This is a genomic window from Bacteroides sp. An19, from assembly GCF_002160215.1.
Classification (GTDB): Bacteria; Bacteroidota; Bacteroidia; order Bacteroidales; family Bacteroidaceae; genus Phocaeicola; species Phocaeicola intestinalis.
Map to the genome: position 1 here is coordinate 1 of NZ_NFKD01000082.1, position 16,867 is coordinate 16,867.

The following is a 16,867-nucleotide window of genomic DNA, read 5'->3' on the forward strand; positions in this document are numbered from 1 at the left end:
TTTTGCCAATAGTGATAGGTGGAATAACTCACTCCTATCTGTCGTAGGTACGACTTCAATGACAGGCCGCTTTGTTGCACCTGCATTTCTAATTCTTCAAATTCAGTTCTGTTCATTGCTATTCGGTTTGATTGTTATGCGGGGGCAAAATTACAATCAAACCATAGGGCATGCAATGTGTATTTCTTAGAATGCTTACGAAGCAGATCCAAAAGTTTCTCATGAGTTGCATTCTTGTGATAAGGCATTTGGGCGATTACATCATTCAGGTAATTCCTTGGGTTTACATCGTGTGCCTTACAAGTAGCCAATAGGGAACAGATAACAGACATATTAACTGCTGCTTCGTGATTGCCACAGAAGAGATAATTCTTTCTTCCCAAAGTAATCGGACGTATGACATTTTCAGCCAGATTATTATCCCAAAGCAGGCGTCCGTCCTCCAAACATGTCATCATGTTGTCCCATCGTGAATAGGCATATGTGATAGCTTTCCCAGCCAGAGAATTTTGGCTGTACTTGATACCTTCCGTTTCCATCCACATCTTCATGGCTTCCATAACTGGTTTGGCCAGTTCCAGGCGTTTCGCCTTTCGTTCTTCATACGACAAGCCTGCTTTGTCGCAGTAGTGCTCAATCTTGTATATATACTGTATCTGTGTCAGTCCATATCCTGCCATCTCCCTATTTTCATCAAGGGCCAGTTCAAAATGTCGACGGATATGCGCCAGGCAGTTGAGTAACCGCACGTCGGGATTGGTCTTGAAGGCTGTCTCATAACCTACAAAACCATCGCATTGAAGATATCCTCTATATGTATATTGATTTGCCAGAGATTCGATGACCGCTCCTGCCCGGGATCCATCATCATAATAGAAAATGACCAGTTTTTCCATGACTGACCTTACCATCCATAGATATTCCTTGTCAGCCTTGTGCTTTTCCCTGTTGATGACTGGAACTGTGGTTTCATCCGCCTGTACATAGTCACAGGAGAAGACCTCCCGCTTGAGGGCAACTACATACTCACCCCGCTTCCCATAAGAACAGCGCGCTCTGGGTGAGTCTTTTTTTGTAATTCAAAAGAGATATAAAAGAATGACTAGTCCTAAATAACTGCTGCAAGTTTTAGACAAAAATACAGCTCAGCAAGACTATCCTTACTGAACTGTATTTTTATAACTTTCAATTCTTATCCGTTTCTACGGATTACAACATATGTAACCCTCTTGATCATAAGCTTTTCGTTCATGATGAATTAAATCTATCAACTGTTGTAATTCGCACACATCCGACTTAATGTCTTTGAAACGGTAATACTGTTCATCATATCTTTTCCGGGAACCGGACTTCAGACGGGATTCTATATCATCCGGAATTAAGTAGGAAGAACGTTCTTTGCCCAAATATTGCTGAAACTCATAGAGAAATATGTTTATTCCTGCCAAATCAAAGTCACCGAAGTGAAGATAATGATTGGGAATGGAACACAGCCATTTTCTAAGATCGGTCGATTGTGGATATCTGGATACGAAAAGTACTTTATCAGAAAAGTCATGATTATGAAGGTATTTTTCAAAGAATGTCCGTTGCTTACGAATCATCCTGAAGTTTTCCATATTTTCCACACCAATCACCACTGTATCTTCCGGAATTGTAAATTTCTCCCAGTCCGAGACAAAAAGGAAGCTTCCTTCCTGCGGATTTACCACAAATGGATTTTCGTCAAGAAAACACTCAATAGGTTCATAACTGTTTACAGGAAATCCCGGACAGGAACGGATCATGACGAGTTTGGAGTTTCCTGTCTCCGCAGCCATTGTGGCACGGGAATCTGAAGCATTTACTCCAAGAAGGCGATAACGCTCATCCTTATCTACAAGAAATCTTTTCAGCGCCTCAGCATCACGGGCACGATATGATTTTCTTGAGCCACGTGATACAACCAACAGCAGACCTTCTGCCAACAGCTCATCAAGCAACTTACTGTTCAGCCTCGACCCGGCAACCAGTTCACCGGCTAACAATGCTTGTATAGACGCACTTAGTGCCATATTATCCGATTAATTTATTCGTTTCAACAATTTCTCTACCCTTGTCCTTACTCCATGCTTACTTAACAGGTATGTATAGCGGTAGTCGTATGGATTATACGATGTAGGTGAACTGTTGATAAGATAGATATTGCGTGAATTGGCAAACTGCAGAATGCCTTTTATATTGGTAGGATGCAAGCGACCTATCTCATCCATCATGCAGTGTACGATAAAATCACCACTTTTTTTGGCAGCCTTTTTCTTAAACACATTGATGAGCATGATATTAACCATTGCTTTCACAAGAATATCCGTACCATCCGATCCTACATTATTAATACGTTCAACCCAGCCGGTGTCATTGTCGTTCTCTTTCACACGGAACTGTAAACGGAAAGCGTCCCCCAAAGATACAGTCGGACGATTCGGTTCGTTCTGCAACTGATGAGACAGGCTCTTCAAATAATCTACGACCTTACGGTTCACTTCATCCCGATTATTATTTGAAAAAAGATTCAGTTCGCCGATAGAAAAAGCATTCTCTATCGCATAATCGTGAATGGATATAAGCAGTTTCATGAGTTTGTCAGATGACTCATCTGCCCTGAGTTCAATACTCTTGATTACTCCTGCAAAATTCTTTTCTATAAAATCACGGTTTATATCCTGTATCACCCCATCCACATCCGACCTGCGTTTCATCAGTGAACCGATTTCCGCCGAGATACGTCCCAAAATATCTTTATAATGCTCGCTTGTACGTCTGCGGAACTCCTCGATTTTATTATTGTCCATAAAGTCCTGCAAATCCGCTGCAATCTCCAAATAGTCATTGTCTGTTACAGGCATTGTATTGAAATGGAAAGCATTTTGGGGCTTGAAATTACGATTAAAACTGACAACTATAGATTTAAGCCTGTCTATCGATTCACGCTTCTGATTGACTGTGCCTCGAAGTTGACTTAAAAGTTGCTGACAATCCTGCTCGGTCTTCTTCATCTTGTCATCAGAGAGAAAAGCATCAGGTACGAGATGTTCATTTTCTACCATCTGATGATAAAGCGTCAAGCCTTCTCTCCTATGCGTCAGTTCACCAAGAACCTTATTCTGACGTTCTTCCATTTCTTTACATTTTTTCCCGATGCGTATTCGTTTATCTTCATAACGCTGACGCATCATGGCAAGCCGTTGCTCAATAGCCTTAATTGTCTTTCTAATTTCCGGCTCCTTGGCAAAAAGATTTTGCTCTGTGTCGCGATATCTGATAACTATTGAACGTTCTTCATCAATCCTCATCAACAGAGCCTTTAAACCATCTAAAGCCCTACGGTATTGCTCGAGCAAGTTTGTGTCAACGCCTTTGCCTGCAAGCTCAGCATTCTGCTGTTCATTGAGTTGTTTCTCTTGTGCGGCAAATTCCTGATTACGCTCGACCGCTATAGCATCTTGCGATTCCTTGAAAATACGCAATTCCTCATTAAGTGCTTTGGCTGCTTTGTTAAACGATGAATCGAGCTCCTTAAGGTCCTTTTTATACTTCAATTCATACTTATTGCGCGCCTCCTTCTCCGAATTCACATGCAGTACTGCTTCATTAAAGGAATGTTCACGAACGTCTTTTTCTCGGGCAATCTGCTCCTGTTCTTCCATCCCCAGCTTATGCCTACGGTTTTGCAGGTCCTGACGCTTGGCTGGCACCTGTTCTTCTTCCACCTTCAACGATGTCATTTTCTGACGAAGCGGATTGACCTGTGCGGCATATTTCTTGCCAAGTTTAGCTATCTCTTCCTGAAGAGTAACAGGCAATTGCGTAAGCTGATGGTTAATCTGCCGTACCTGCTCTTCCAAGTTATTCTTCTCCAATCTATATTCATCAGGCGTACGATGAACAGAGGCTATATTATCCAGGTTTAACTTTACGCCAAACATACCATTAGCCACGGTATCCAACTGAGGGTCAAGCCCCTGAGCATATAGTATCCTCTCTTCGTCAACGACTTTGCCTATCGTGTTCTCCCAGCCTTCAGCGTTTTCACAAAGCCACTTGTAAAAAGAACCGTCTAAACGAGCCAATAAATCATTAATCTTCGCAATTTGTTCACGCATTTGCATGCGGTCAACGTCAAGACGTTCCCGCTCACGCTGAGAGGCTTGTTTTATCTCCGTTTCTTTCATCTCATACTCGGCAGTAATCCGGGCAATCTGACTTTTTACCACTGTCTGTTGAGCCGCATTCTCTTTCTCCGTAAAATTCAATTGTTGCAGTTCCTCATCTACTTGCTTTATTTCATTAGCCATAGGATGCCACTGACGGAGTTCCTTCAATGCACTTTCAGCCCTGTTCTGTTCAGTCAACAACATTTGCAGACGTTCGTCAGAGTCGTGTCGCCAGCTGTTGAAAGTCTCCATAACCTGATTCCTGTTTCTGGTACGTTCTTCTTCCAAGCTCTTACGCTTTATCTGAAGTTCGTCCTGCTTCTGATAATACGCCTCTTTCTGAACGTTCTCGAATGCCTGACGTGCATTTTCCAGTTTACCCCTTGCAATGTTATACTTTTCTTCTATCGATGCATGAGTTTTCAATAAATCATCCAATAGCGTTTGTTTATCAGCAGCCTCCTGCCTGATAGCGGACTCACGACCGGCAAGAGCGAGTTTATCATCAATACCAATGGCATCGAAATCCTTTCTTGCCTGTGCTATTTCCTTCAGTTTACCTTTTTGGGCACCAAGGTCCTGATTGAGTGCGTCTTTTTCTTTATCATATTCTGCCGTAAGTTCTTTTTCACGGTTATGCTCTTTCTCTATGTCCGCTTCAACTTCTGCGGCTTCGATTTCCAAAAGAGGTATATGCTTTTCACTATAAGCTACAGCATGATTGAGCATGTGCCATACGTCAGACAACTGCTGGTCTAGCGCTACAATTGTACGCCCCTGCTCAGCTATTTTCAATGCCTGCTGACGCACCGGATAACTCCCATCACGTGTTTGGCGGAACCAACAGTCTATCTCGTCATACTCTCGCTCAAAATCTGTAACAAGTCGTCTGTAAGTCTGCAAATCAATTGGCAAATCCTCATCAGTCATGGATTGTATAATCGTATTCTTTACAAAATCCGCGTCAAGTTTCGTATTCAGAAAGACATTCTGAATGCTTCGTGGGATATTCTGATAATGCGAACTCTGCACCAATGCATAACGTGCATATTTATGGTCATGAGTGTTGCCGAAGATTATATCCTTAAACATCACGCCAGACTCTATTCTTGCAGAAACGGCTACATTCTTGCCTATACGTTCGCGAATCTTCACCCAGTCACTCAATACCTGCTTGCCATCGTCTATTAGCCATTCACGCTGATAAGGCGCATCAATAAACCGCCATGAAGCGCGTCCCTGATATCTGCCGACAAGTATAGTATATGCACTGTTATCACAGACTACCTCGTAAAGTATGTAAGAATTTGACTGGCGGAAATAAAATTCATCAAACGATTTCTGTCCCTGTTGAATACCCAAATGCTGTTTATCCGCATTGTAGAAAAACAGCAGTGCCCTCAATACCGTACTTTTACCGACACCCTGAGTCCCTGTGAAATGCACATTCCCGTCTACAGATATCTCTGCATACGGAATATTAGCACTATTGATAAAAATAATCTTATTCAGGTATTTCATCTTCATTTGCAATTTGAATTATTTCAACCAATTCTTCGACATAGCGGAATGCCGAAGTAACCTTAAAGGTCTCATCAAGTTCGCTGATACACTCTGCAAAGCCCATGTTCTGCATTTCCTGAAGCAGTTTGTTTACTATTTCAACATTAGACCCCACACCGTATTTCTTGAACAAACGGTTTGCCTTTTCCTTCAGTTCGATATCCAGACTGATCTGTTCTGTCAAATGACTTTTGCGGAACTGATATCCTGCAGCAAATGACTGATTATAGCATTTCAGAAAATCCAGATAGTCAAGCCATTTTGAAAAGCTGTCCAATTTCTGCTCTATCGTCTGTTTACCCTCTCCTATTCTTGAAAAATAGAAGTAACCATTACCAGATTCCAGTTGCAGACCGATTTCCTTGAAGTATTCTGTATAATCTTCCAGATTTTCCTCGATATCCTCATACAGATGACGGACAGAGGCATCTGCACTGTCTACCGAAAGAAACTCTCCCCGGCTTAACCGCTCGTATATTCTTTGAGTATTATTTCGCATAAATTATAGGATATTCAATGTCTTGATAAATTGCATATTCGCCTGTTATCCGGCATTCATCAGGATGCAAGATAACCAACTGACAGAAGAGAGTGGCATGTTCTTCTATGCTACGTTTTACTTTATAGTCATACCTCAGAATGAACTCGAACAGATTATAACTTGATGCTAAAAATGCATTCCAGACTTCGGCAGAATCCACCTCCTTCAGTTGCCGGATATGTTCTTGCAAGTCTTCCTCTGCCAGAGGCCCGGCTTCCGTTCTGGCTGTTTTCTGTACCCCATTCCGTTCAGCAATTCGTCTCAGCAACTTTACTACCTGATCGTTTTCCCTTAGCATTTCTAAAGACAGGCGAATCTTATTATATTGGCGGGATTCCATCCAAAGAGGATTCCTTTCTTCCAGAACTTTTACAAGGTTCGTATCGGTCTTGATAAGCAACTGATCTTGCAGGAACTTCAACTTCCGTATCTTTTTGTAAAGTTGATTTTGCAGGTCTATCTGATTGATATAGGAAATAATCTGTCTGTCAATTTCCATTAGCGCATGATAGGCTTCTACAAAATCATGTTTCACATCGCTACAGGTCTTTGCCATGTGCGGATCATTGGCCATGATGAAAAAGGCGTGTTCATTATCCATCAGTTTTTCACATTCACGTATCATGGCACGAATGCTATGGCTCTTTTCATCCAGATTCTCCAGTTTCTTCTTTTTGATGACATAATTGGGTTCTTGCTTATAGGCATTGTCCATATTACGCTTCAAATCCACCACATTCTTCAGGGTCCTGAATCCGGTCTTCTTTAAAAGTTGCCGCACACTATCCTGATATCCGGCTTTGCGGTTGGGATTAGTCTCTTGCAAGAAATAACCGATATTCTCTTTCAGGGTGTTGATGCATTCCTGTACGCTTAATACGCTAATTTCCTCATTGACATTCAGCACTTCCTCAAAGAAGTTCAGATAGTCGCTCTCAATCTCAACCGCATTTCCGGATTCCACCAGCACACCATAATCAATCAGCTTTCTCAATCTTTGTTCATTTCCTCCGACAAGGTCAATGGCAAGACCCAACGGAAACTTCATAAGCTTCCGCTTCCCAAACATCTCACTTAGCAATCTTTGCTCACGTGAAAGCGTTTTCGTCAGTTCTTCTATACTTCTAAAATGCGTCAGGACATCCATATATTCAAAACGACCAGTCCATCACGTTCCTTGCGTTGATTTAGAATGATGTTTTTCATTCCCTATATTGTTATTCAAATGCAATATTACTATTTTTCATTCAAATAACAATGTCTGTTGCACAATATATGTACTATTTATGCACTACAAAATCATTATTGAGTAAAATCTTACATCGTTGTGACCAAGAATTGCCATATCATAAAACCTTGTATCCTACGTACACATAGCGGTTTTACTCCTCAAGTTGGGATTCCATACCGACACATTATAAGTTACAAATAAGAAACTGTTCTGAATTTATCGTGCGATGATTGGGGATGAGTTTTCGAGGCATTTTTTGTTTCTGTGATGAGGAAGATAGCGGGCTATCTGACGAAGAACAGAAGCGGAAAGGACCAAAAAATCGCCCAAAGCACACACGAAAACGAACACATCAAGCCAAGAAAAACTTTTTGGAGAAATTCAAAACAGCTTCTGAGATTATTTGTTGCAATTGTAAAGAAATACATTCTTAAGTGAATGTGACGGAAAGTATCATTACCATGCGTGCCTGCTTGCCAAACCATATACCGGTTATCTGCTTTACAGTTTTCATGTGAAGCCCGACACTTATGAGGTCGGTGTCATTTATGTGCATTCGCCCGAACTTCGTAAACTCGGGATAAAGGAACTGCATTTAGTAAAAGCCATAAAAATAAAGAAATAATCCATTGTTCTTTGACATACATATGAAAAATAAGGGGGTTAGATGATAAAAAGCTCTGATTAGAGGCCTAATACGAACGGATTTTTGTAAATTCGCAAAATTTTTAGAAATCCGATATGATAATACAAGGTCCTGAAATCTATTATGCGGCATCCTGCCTGGTACTGGTCGTTACGTCACTGTTTTGTGCGTTGGTGCGTTATTTCCACATGTGCCGTCCGTTTGACGAGGAAGAAACCTATTTTTATCCGGCCCGCAAGCTCATCACAATTATCTATGCCTGTTTTGCCTTGCCTGTGGTATGGCTTTTCCGCATGGACAGCCCGGACGCATACTTCTTTATGCGTGTTTTTCTTATGCTGCTGTTGCCCGGTGCGGGCGTGTTGTCGTTCCGCCGGTTTTTCTTCAGCAAGACAAGACACCGCAGACTGATATTCGTATTGTCCGGTATCATTCCTCTTGTCATTATACTGGTCTGTTGGATATACGGCTGGATTGGTGGAGATACCCTCTACCGCCATCGTGATATGCTTCTTCTCCTTATCGGAGGATATTCCCTGCTGCTTACAGCCATGCTGTTGCATACCACAAGCTGGCTGTTGCGCCAGATTCGCCTACACATGCAGGAAGAATATTCCAACAGTGAAGATTTTCCGGTACGTTTTGCCGGTTTTGTCGTATTCATGCCGGTGCTGTATCTGGGAGCCGCATGGTGGCTGTTTATCACCGGCGACCATGATTACAACATGTGGTTCCAGCTGCTCATTTCTGTCATGCACATCGTACTTTTGATACGGATATTGCATCCGCAACGGAAAGAATACAGGGAAGTGGTGGAAGAAGCGGAAGAACTCATAGCGGAAAAAATAGAAACGGTACTGTCCGACCGGGGAAGCGGCAGCAGCCTGCTGTCTGTTGATGCCAAGGATGAACTGGAAGCGAAAATACGGGCAGCATTGACCGAGGACAGGCTTTACCTGAATCCGAACCTGAAAATCGGCGAACTGGCAGATGCGGTAAAGAGCAACCGGAAATATGTATCCATTGTCATGAAAGAACGTTTCGGTTCCTTTTATAAGGAACTGAACCGGCTCAGGATTGAGGCCGCTGTCCGATACCGGGAAGAACACCCTTCGGCAAGCCGTGAAGAAATTGCTACACATTGCGGTTTTTCCAATGTAAGGACTTACAGCCGAAACCTGAAATCCGGGATGCAGGACAAGAATACAGAAGGACAATTTAAGGAAATTCCCTGAATTGTCCCTCATTATGAGCATTTTTCCTTGAATTGTCCTTCAAATTTTCTAAGATTGTCCTCTCACTTTCCGTAAAATCCGCTAACTTTGCAAACGGAATTTAATAATTGAATGACAATGTATTTTGATTTACAGCACATTTCAGGAAATATGGCAATCTGTTCAGGCAACATTCCGTTGTCCGCTGCATCGTGCATATACCTGTATTCAAAAAAGTGTCTTGTAAATTTGGATATGTGTGAGATTTGTGTAAACACACACACACACACACACACACACACACACACACACACATTGCAACCGGCGTATCTTCGCGCGTTAATATACTTATTATCATCAATACATGCAAGGGTGGAAACTCCTTTTTACGGGAGCTTTCCGCCCTTTTCCGTATTCGTATGCCCCGTTTAACCCATTAAAACAAAAGTCGTATGAATACCGAAATAACCATTATAGCAAGTATATTCCTGTTGCTGGGCGGCCTGGCAGCGTTTCCGTTTACGCTCGATTACAGCAATACTTCATGGATGCCCCGTTGGATGCGTCCTGATGTGGACTACCTGGAACGTCCGTTCCGCTACGACTATCCCGGACGCGGAATGCAAATAATCTTTTCCCTCCTTGTCCTGTTTGTGGGAGCAATGTCACTGCTTACCTTGCTGGACAAGAACCTGTCCCAAACGGTAACTCCCGGACAGTGGTTCGACAGTATGTCACTTGTGCTTCCTGCCTGTCAGGTATCCTGTATCCTGTTCATGCGTCAGGAATACAACGATCCGTTTGAATATGCCGACCGCCTTACCGGATTCAGCATGTGGAAAGTTACAGCGGCTCTATGCCTGATACCTCTTCTATGGTTGCCATACGTTGCCGGTCTATTGGATTCTTCCATATACCGTTTTGCGGTACTTTCCTGTAATCTGCTGGCATACACCTTTCTTGTTTACGATTATAGACGTGTTTACAGGAAGCGTTTCGATTACGAATATACCGAAGACATCGGTTGGAAGGAAATGTATCCGGAAAGCCTGTACCTTTTAGCCTATCCTGTCTGTTCGGTAACCCTGCTCTGGTCCCTATGGCAAAACAAGGAAGTCTGTATTCTCGTATATGGTGTGGCGTTGATTATTTTCAGTCTGACAAAGACAGTATGCCGTTTTCATCCGGCAATCCGGGGAGATGAACATGAACGGTGTGAATATCTCTGGTATCGTCCCCGCGAAATGACTACTGACCGGGCAAAGAGGATTTGCAGTCAGATACAGAAAGGCAGAGGGATATTTGCCGATTCACGTCCTTATTACGTGGTTGTCAGCCGCCGCTGCCATTCCACCCGTTACCAGTTCCAGCTTACCACTGAGGGAGAACATCAAAAAAGGATTCTTCTCGATGGGAACATACGTGTCCTGATCTGTAGGAAATTCGATTCTTTATCCGCAGCCGGCCTTTACCGGCTGCAACTGGTGGAGCAATACTGGAACACGTACTATAATAATTTTTTCCGTTACGAGTCGCGCGCCCGTTTGGATTTTGAAAGAGATTTGAAAGTAAACATGAAGGACACAGACTGAATAACGGAACTTCAGTATTGTAGATTTAACTAGTAAATTAAACCAAATAAAAATATGAGATGCCTGAAAAAATGGATTTGGACAGTTTTCCTTTCTTTGTTCCTGCTTCCCGCCGGGGCACAGGAACAGGCGGACACGACCTATACTTTCCGTTTCAAGACAGGAAAAGACATGTTCTATGTACCCTGGAACGGTAATGACGGGGAACTTGCGAGGCTGGAAGCCTGTGTAGAGAAGTACAAGACAGAGATACTCGGAGGCCGGATGCCGCTGCATGTGGACGGATACTGCTGTTCGCAACCCACGGAAACGGAAAATCTCGCCATGGCGAGAATCCGCTCGAATAGAGTGAAATCGGAACTTATCGTGCGCCGGGAACTGACGGAAGAATGCTTCGTCACCCGTAACCATGCGGCAGAAGGTGATTTCGTCACCGTGCGCCTGACGGTACCGGTAAAAGAGACAGCCGTAACGGATACGGATGCGAAAGCCCGATGCAAAGCGGAAGCCGAACGATTAGAAGCAGAAAAACGTGCCGAACAGGAACGTCTTGCCGAGGAGCAACGCAAAGCGGAAGAAGCCCGACTTGCCGCTGAAAAGGCAGAGGCAGAGAAAGCCGCTCAGCAAAACACATTTGCCGACACGCCGTCGGAAACCAAAATCACAACTGATTATCATCTCTCCCTGCGTGCCAACCTGCTGCGCTGGGCTACCCTGACACCCGATTTAGGGCTTGAATGGCGCATCTGCCCGTCGTGGGGCATTGCTGTAAACGGCTCGTGGACTTCTTGGAGCTGGAGCGACAAGGACCGCCGCTATGCACTCTGGGAAGTGGCTCCGGAAGTGCGTTACTACATGGGCGAGAAGAAAGCCTGGTATCTGGGTGCTATGTTCAAGGCCGGACAGTTCAACTACAAACTCTCCGAAACGGGTAAGCAGGGCGACCTGATGGGTGGCGGCATCACCGCAGGCTACCAGCTGCGGCTGAACAAGGCACTGAATCTTGATTTCAACCTCGGTCTGGGCTACCTGAATGCCGACTATGAGAAATATGAGGTCATTGACGGTGTGCGAGTATGCCGCGGCAACGAGACAAAGGACTGGTGGGGCCCCATCAATGCCGGTGTGACATTGGTATGGAAGTTATTCTAACTCGGAGGAATCGAATATGAAAGCAAGACAATATATAAATATGATGGGAATGGCAGCCGCCGTGCTGCTCTCTTCCTGCGTGAAGGACACGCTCTATGACACGCCGCATCCCGACAAGGGAGCTGTCACCATCAGCCTGACGGGACTGTCGGCAGACGATAACTATGTACTCGACATGGACGGGAAGGTGGCCGACATTACAGGTTCGCCATTCACCAATCCCGACCTGCTCAATCCGGGAACACACAGTATGGTAATCTATAACCGTGCGGAAGGTTTCACTTTCGACGGACGAATGGCACGGGTCAATGCCCCTGATGGCAAGAGCCGTGCGGACGGTGCATCCGTAATCCCCCTGCCGGGCTATCTGAAGTCCGTCAGCCGGGAGATTACCGTCACAGCCGATGACACGCTGCGTGTCAGCCTTGTTCCGCAGCAGCGGGTGCGCGACCTGCACATCGAGTTCACCGTAACGCAAGGCCGCCCCGAGCTGATACAGAGCGTCACCGCCACCCTCGGCGGCATAGCCGGCGCCTTCGACATGGAGGCGGAACAGACCGTCGGCGAACCTGTCTCCACGGTCTTCGCCTTCACCCGTGAAGGCAGCAAGCTCACGGCCGACCTGCGCCTGCTGGGTACGATGGGAGACGTGCAGACGCTGGTGCTGGACATCGTCTTCACCGACGGCGGACGCACACAACATACGGAGGTAGAACTGACCGAGGCCATGAAGGAGTTTAACGGCGACATGACCACCGCCTACCGTGTGACCGGAACACTGGAAACGCCCGTCGGCATGGAAGAAGGCAAGGGCGAGATTACCGGATGGGAAACGGGGGACGGAGGCGACGTTAGCGCGGAAATGTAAGACAATTAATAATTAACAATTAACAATGAATAAAATGAAGACTAAACACTTTGCACTCGCAGTGCTGGCATTGTCACTTGCCGCCTGCAACAATGAAAATGAGATTTTGAACAACGACGGTCCCGTAGCCGCACAGTTCACCGCCGACATCTATAAGGCCGTATCCACCCGCGTCAATTCGGAGGGGACCGGCTTTACCGACAAAGACTGTATCGGCATCAACAGCGAAGACATCACCAACGTGCCCTACGTGAGAGAGAACGGCCAGTTCGGGCCCAAGGGTACAACCATCTATTTCAATGACACCGAAACGAAGACCTTCAGCGCCTACTACCCGTATAGGGAGGACAGCGAATTGCAGAATGGAATCGTGTCAGTCAACACCGATCAATACGGTCAGGGCCCCGAAATAGACTTCCTTTTCGCCTCGGGAGCCACGGGCAGCACCAGCAGCCCGACGGTGAGCTTCACCGGCGAGCATGCGTTCAAGCACTGCATGAGCCTCGTCAAGTTCAATTTTTTGGAGGGCGAAGGCGTTGACTTCAGCGAAAAAATTCTTAAACACTGCATGTTAAATGGTCTGAAGACTGTAGGCACTTTCAACACCACTACCGGTGAAACCGCCCTGACTGTCGACTATCCCTCGCCGATTACCATGTGGTTTGACGACGGCGCCACCACCTCGCAACTCTTCATTTTCCCGCAGACATTGGATTTTACAACGCCCCTTAACCTGAGTGTGGTGTACAACGGCGTGGAATACACAACCACGTTGCCGAAGCCATCCACGTCTAAGTTAGACGCAGGCTATGCCTACACCTATAACATCACGCTCAACAACAAGGGCATCACGGTGGAAGAACCGGAGATTACCCCGTGGGAACCCGGAGAAACGAACGATGTAAGCATCACGCTGTAAGCCCCACATACCGCTGCCCCGGCGCATGCGTCAAGCCGGAGCTGCCCATAGATATTATGGTGCGACGGCCGCCTTCGCAGGCGGCGGCAGCACAAAACGAAAACAAATAAAAAACATCACGATATGAAGAAAAGACATTCCATCCAGATACTTCTCGCCGCAGCCGCACTGCTCCTTGCCACGGCTGCCTGCACGAAGGACGAACTGGCGGACGGCGACCGTCTGCCCGAAGGACAATACCCGCTGGAGATAGCCCGCATCACCCTCGGCGTGGAGGGCGGCGAGGCGCAGCCCTGGGGCGCACCGGCGACGCGCGTCAGCGAGGACGGGGACGGCAAAAGCAGCACGTTCGACGCGGACGACAAGTTCGCCGTACAGATAGACGACGAGGGAGAGGTCGGCACCTACACCGTGCAGGACGACGGCTCTGCCGAAGCCGAAACACCCCTGTATTGGAGCGACAGGGACGAGGGCCACACCGTCCGCGCCTGGTACCCCGCCACGGACGGCACCCTCGACCTCAGCGACCAGCAGACCGACGGTCTTGCCTACCTGCTGGGCGCCACGGGCACGGGCGACTACCAGACCCCCGTCACCCTGAGTTTCACCCACGCTCTGGCGAAGGTGCGCGTGACGCCCACGGACGATGCACTCGGCGAAGTGCAAAGCCTCCAGCTCTATGCCTACACACAGTGTACTTATGAAAAGGGCACGGTAGTGCAAGGCTCGCAAGAGGGCTGGATAGAGATGAAGAAGTGCGAATACACCGAAAACGGCAACGCCATCACCTGCTGGGAGGCGAACGTGGTGCCCGGCTACACGATAACCAAGCTGATGGCGAACCACGACAGCAAGGAGCGCACTCTCTCCTCCGGCATCACCCCCGTGGCAGGCAAGTTCTACAACATCACGCTGAACAAGGACAAGGGATATACCGATGACGGACAGGGCAACTACACCGTGACCTCCGCCGAGGGATTGAAGGCTGTGGCAGACATAGCCAACAACGGCAATCTCGACATCAACATCACCCTGACTGCCGACATCGACCTGAAGGGCATCGACTGGACGCCGATAGGCATAGACTATAACCACCGATACACCGGCACCTTCGACGGCGGCGGCCATACCATCACGGGGCTGAAGATTACGGGAAATGACCAATATGCGGGCCTGTTCGGCCACATCGGCTCCGGCGGCAAGGTGATGAACGTGAAGCTGGAGGGCGTACTGATAGAAAGCGATAACGAAATGAGCGTTGTCGGCGGCGTGGCGGGATATAGCCGGGGAACCCTTGAAAACTGCTCGGTGTCGGGCAGCGTCAGCGGCAGCGGCAAGAACGGCTTTGTGGGCGGTGTAGTAGGCTATCAAAATGGCGGTTTCCTTACCGGGCGCAGCTCCTCGGCCACAGTGAATGCCGGGGGTATAGCCGGCGGTGTGGCAGGTACCTCGGATCTTGGTGCCACCCTGACCGCCTGCTATGCCACGGGCGACGTGACCCTTGAAAGTAGCGGTACAGGCTCCTATTATGCCGGCGGCGTGGTGGGAAGCAACAACAACAGTAGCACTCTCATTGCCTGCTATGCCTGGGGCAGCGTGAGCGGTAGCGGAAGCGGCACCATCTATGTGGGCGGCGTAACGGGAAGCAACGATTCAAGCACCCTGACTGCCTGCTACCATGCCAATGGGACTGTCAGCGGTACAGGCTCCGGCACCATCTATACAGGCGGCGTGGCGGGATGGAACTATAAATCTTTCAATGACCCTGTCATCACCGCCTGCTACTGGGGAAGCAACGGCCAGACACAGGGCATCGGTTACAATCAGGCAGGCACCGGCGGAACCATGCTGGTGGACGGCAAAAGGGTTATCTGGACTATAGCCATGATATCAATGAACCAAGCATTGCAGGAAGCGGGCTCAGAGTGGCAGTACGAACCCGGCGACAGCCTGCCTACCTTGAACAAATAGTAAACCGTCGGGCGGGAAAAAGTTCCGCCCGACAGAGATATAGAACAGTAAATTACAGGGCATTATGATACGCAAGATACTGACAACTTACGTTGCACGGCTGGATGAATATCTGGCCCGCTCACACCGGCAGCCCGAAGGGGTGGCCGAGGTCGGGCTGATAGGCTCTGCCGGCGAGCAATGCCCCAACAAGCTGGTGGTCTCTCTCGTTAATCTGGAACGGGAAGCCAGCGGCGACGGCGGCAGTATATGAAGGCTGCCTCGGTTCGAGGTCGGCAATTCATTGGAAAAGAGATAATAAGAGAATAAAAAAACAGAAATTCCCATTCCGGGCGGGAGCATCAGTGCCCGGTAACATCATACAGAATCGCAGCCCGCTGCCGTAAGGTCAGTGGGCTGTATTTTCATAAGGAGAAATCATAAAAAAGATGAGGTAAACCGCATGAAACAGAAAACAATAGCAACCAGACACCTGCGCACCAAGATAGCGGCAGGATATGTGCTGATACTATTACTTATTTTCGGCATTGTATATATCTGGCTCAACGAACAGCAGAGGCGACAGGAAATAGAGACAACAAGCAACAAGATAAGATGCTTCCGTAAAGACGTACACGAAGTGTATGTGAAGGTGGTTGACTTATCCCTGATTGGTGAAACCGTGCTGGACTGGAACGAGGAAGACATGGCGGCATACCATGAGAAGCGTCTGGAAGTGGACACTCTGCTCAGCCGGTTCAAGTCGACCTACCGCAGCGAACGTATAGACAGTGTCTGCCGGTTGCTGTCTGAAAAGGAAAAGCTGCTGAATAAAAAATGAATGTCCGCATTCATCCAATACATACCCCTAAAAAATGAATATGAATGTCCGCATTTCACCAATAAGGAGTTATTTCAGGGAGTTAAAGGGAGTTAGAAGCCAATACTTTTACTAATGGAAACCATAGCAGGACTATTGGCGTTTAACTCCTGTGAGC

The 16,867-nt window shown here is 47.0% G+C and carries 14 protein-coding genes; 9 read left to right on the plus strand and 5 right to left on the minus strand.

Translation table 11 applies throughout. The features are described from left to right. Window positions 1-134: 134 nt before the first annotated feature. The 5 genes from B5F25_RS19050 to B5F25_RS19070 all read right to left on the minus strand — a co-directional run bounded on the left by B5F25_RS19050 (window position 135) and on the right by B5F25_RS19070 (window position 7,444). Window positions 135-1,079, minus strand: coding sequence for an IS66 family transposase (locus B5F25_RS19050; RefSeq protein WP_241148447.1), 945 nt, complete (start codon window positions 1,077-1,079; stop codon window positions 135-137). A 123-nt stretch (window positions 1,080-1,202) separates the two neighbouring features. After that, the gene (locus B5F25_RS19055) at window positions 1,203-2,054 is read right to left on the minus strand and encodes a hypothetical protein (protein WP_087251491.1); all 852 of its coding nucleotides are present in this window, start codon (window positions 2,052-2,054) and stop codon (window positions 1,203-1,205) included. 9 nt (window positions 2,055-2,063) lie between these two features. Beyond that, complete coding sequence (locus B5F25_RS19060; protein ID WP_087251496.1) at window positions 2,064-5,714, minus strand: ATP-binding protein; 3,651 nt, start codon at window positions 5,712-5,714, stop codon at window positions 2,064-2,066. After that, window positions 5,698-6,255: a hypothetical protein gene (locus B5F25_RS19065; RefSeq protein WP_087212630.1), complete on the minus strand. Its 558-nt coding sequence runs from the start codon at window positions 6,253-6,255 to the stop codon at window positions 5,698-5,700. Before B5F25_RS19065 ends, B5F25_RS19060 begins: the two co-directional genes overlap by 17 nt. Then, window positions 6,245-7,444 carry a hypothetical protein gene (locus B5F25_RS19070; protein ID WP_087251492.1) on the minus strand — a complete coding sequence of 400 codons (1,200 nt, stop codon included), beginning with the start codon at window positions 7,442-7,444 and terminating at the stop codon, window positions 6,245-6,247. Before B5F25_RS19070 ends, B5F25_RS19065 begins: the two co-directional genes overlap by 11 nt. A 314-nt stretch (window positions 7,445-7,758) precedes the next feature. On the opposite strand from B5F25_RS19070, the gene B5F25_RS22010 reads away from it, so the two are divergent. From B5F25_RS22010 to B5F25_RS19115, 9 genes are all read left to right on the plus strand, one after another. After that, the gene (locus B5F25_RS22010; RefSeq protein WP_162614455.1) at window positions 7,759-7,962 is read left to right on the plus strand and encodes a hypothetical protein; all 204 of its coding nucleotides are present in this window, start codon (window positions 7,759-7,761) and stop codon (window positions 7,960-7,962) included. Window positions 7,963-8,269: 307 nt separating this feature from the next. After that, window positions 8,270-9,409, plus strand: coding sequence for a hypothetical protein (locus B5F25_RS19080; RefSeq protein ID WP_087251493.1), 1,140 nt, complete (start codon window positions 8,270-8,272; stop codon window positions 9,407-9,409). A 431-nt stretch (window positions 9,410-9,840) separates the two neighbouring features. Continuing rightward, window positions 9,841-10,980, plus strand: coding sequence for a hypothetical protein (locus tag B5F25_RS19085; RefSeq protein ID WP_087213475.1), 1,140 nt, complete (start codon window positions 9,841-9,843; stop codon window positions 10,978-10,980). Window positions 10,981-11,034: 54 nt separating this feature from the next. Next, window positions 11,035-12,132, plus strand: a complete 1,098-nt coding sequence (locus B5F25_RS19090; RefSeq protein WP_087213472.1) for a DUF3575 domain-containing protein — start codon at window positions 11,035-11,037, stop codon at window positions 12,130-12,132. 16 nt (window positions 12,133-12,148) lie between these two features. After that, on the plus strand, window positions 12,149-13,000 hold the full coding sequence (locus B5F25_RS19095) for a hypothetical protein (protein ID WP_241148445.1): 852 nt from the start codon (window positions 12,149-12,151) through the stop codon (window positions 12,998-13,000). A 25-nt stretch (window positions 13,001-13,025) separates the two neighbouring features. Then, window positions 13,026-13,919, plus strand: a complete 894-nt coding sequence (locus B5F25_RS19100; RefSeq protein ID WP_241148446.1) for a fimbrillin family protein — start codon at window positions 13,026-13,028, stop codon at window positions 13,917-13,919. Window positions 13,920-14,042: 123 nt separating this feature from the next. After that, window positions 14,043-15,890 (plus strand): fimbrillin family protein, encoded by a 1,848-nt coding sequence (locus B5F25_RS19105; RefSeq protein ID WP_087251494.1) that lies wholly within the window; start codon window positions 14,043-14,045, stop codon window positions 15,888-15,890. A 64-nt stretch (window positions 15,891-15,954) separates the two neighbouring features. Next, entirely contained in the window at window positions 15,955-16,143 is a 189-nt protein-coding gene (locus tag B5F25_RS19110) for a hypothetical protein (RefSeq protein ID WP_072541210.1), read from the plus strand. Between the two features lie 189 nt (window positions 16,144-16,332). Next, a complete protein-coding gene (locus B5F25_RS19115) occupies window positions 16,333-16,710 on the plus strand; it encodes a hypothetical protein (protein ID WP_087251495.1) in 378 nt (125 codons plus the stop codon). The last annotated feature ends 157 nt before the right edge of the window (window positions 16,711-16,867 follow it).

Bases quoted from the DNA above. Each gene is read 5' to 3' on its own strand.
- B5F25_RS19060 (WP_087251496.1), bottom strand. From the start codon at position 5,714: ATGAAATACCTGAATAAGATTATTTTTATCAATAGTGCTAATATTCCG.
- B5F25_RS19110 (WP_072541210.1), top strand. From the start codon at position 15,955: ATGATACGCAAGATACTGACAACTTACGTTGCACGGCTGGATGAATAT.
- B5F25_RS19080 (WP_087251493.1), top strand. From the start codon at position 8,270: ATGATAATACAAGGTCCTGAAATCTATTATGCGGCATCCTGCCTGGTA.
- B5F25_RS19100 (WP_241148446.1), top strand. From the start codon at position 13,026: ATGAATAAAATGAAGACTAAACACTTTGCACTCGCAGTGCTGGCATTG.
- B5F25_RS19055 (WP_087251491.1), bottom strand. From the start codon at position 2,054: ATGGCACTAAGTGCGTCTATACAAGCATTGTTAGCCGGTGAACTGGTT.
- B5F25_RS19065 (WP_087212630.1), bottom strand. From the start codon at position 6,255: ATGCGAAATAATACTCAAAGAATATACGAGCGGTTAAGCCGGGGAGAG.
- B5F25_RS19095 (WP_241148445.1), top strand. From the start codon at position 12,149: ATGAAAGCAAGACAATATATAAATATGATGGGAATGGCAGCCGCCGTG.
- B5F25_RS19090 (WP_087213472.1), top strand. From the start codon at position 11,035: ATGAGATGCCTGAAAAAATGGATTTGGACAGTTTTCCTTTCTTTGTTC.
- B5F25_RS19085 (WP_087213475.1), top strand. From the start codon at position 9,841: ATGAATACCGAAATAACCATTATAGCAAGTATATTCCTGTTGCTGGGC.
- B5F25_RS19070 (WP_087251492.1), bottom strand. From the start codon at position 7,444: ATGGATGTCCTGACGCATTTTAGAAGTATAGAAGAACTGACGAAAACG.
- B5F25_RS19105 (WP_087251494.1), top strand. From the start codon at position 14,043: ATGAAGAAAAGACATTCCATCCAGATACTTCTCGCCGCAGCCGCACTG.
- B5F25_RS19115 (WP_087251495.1), top strand. From the start codon at position 16,333: ATGAAACAGAAAACAATAGCAACCAGACACCTGCGCACCAAGATAGCG.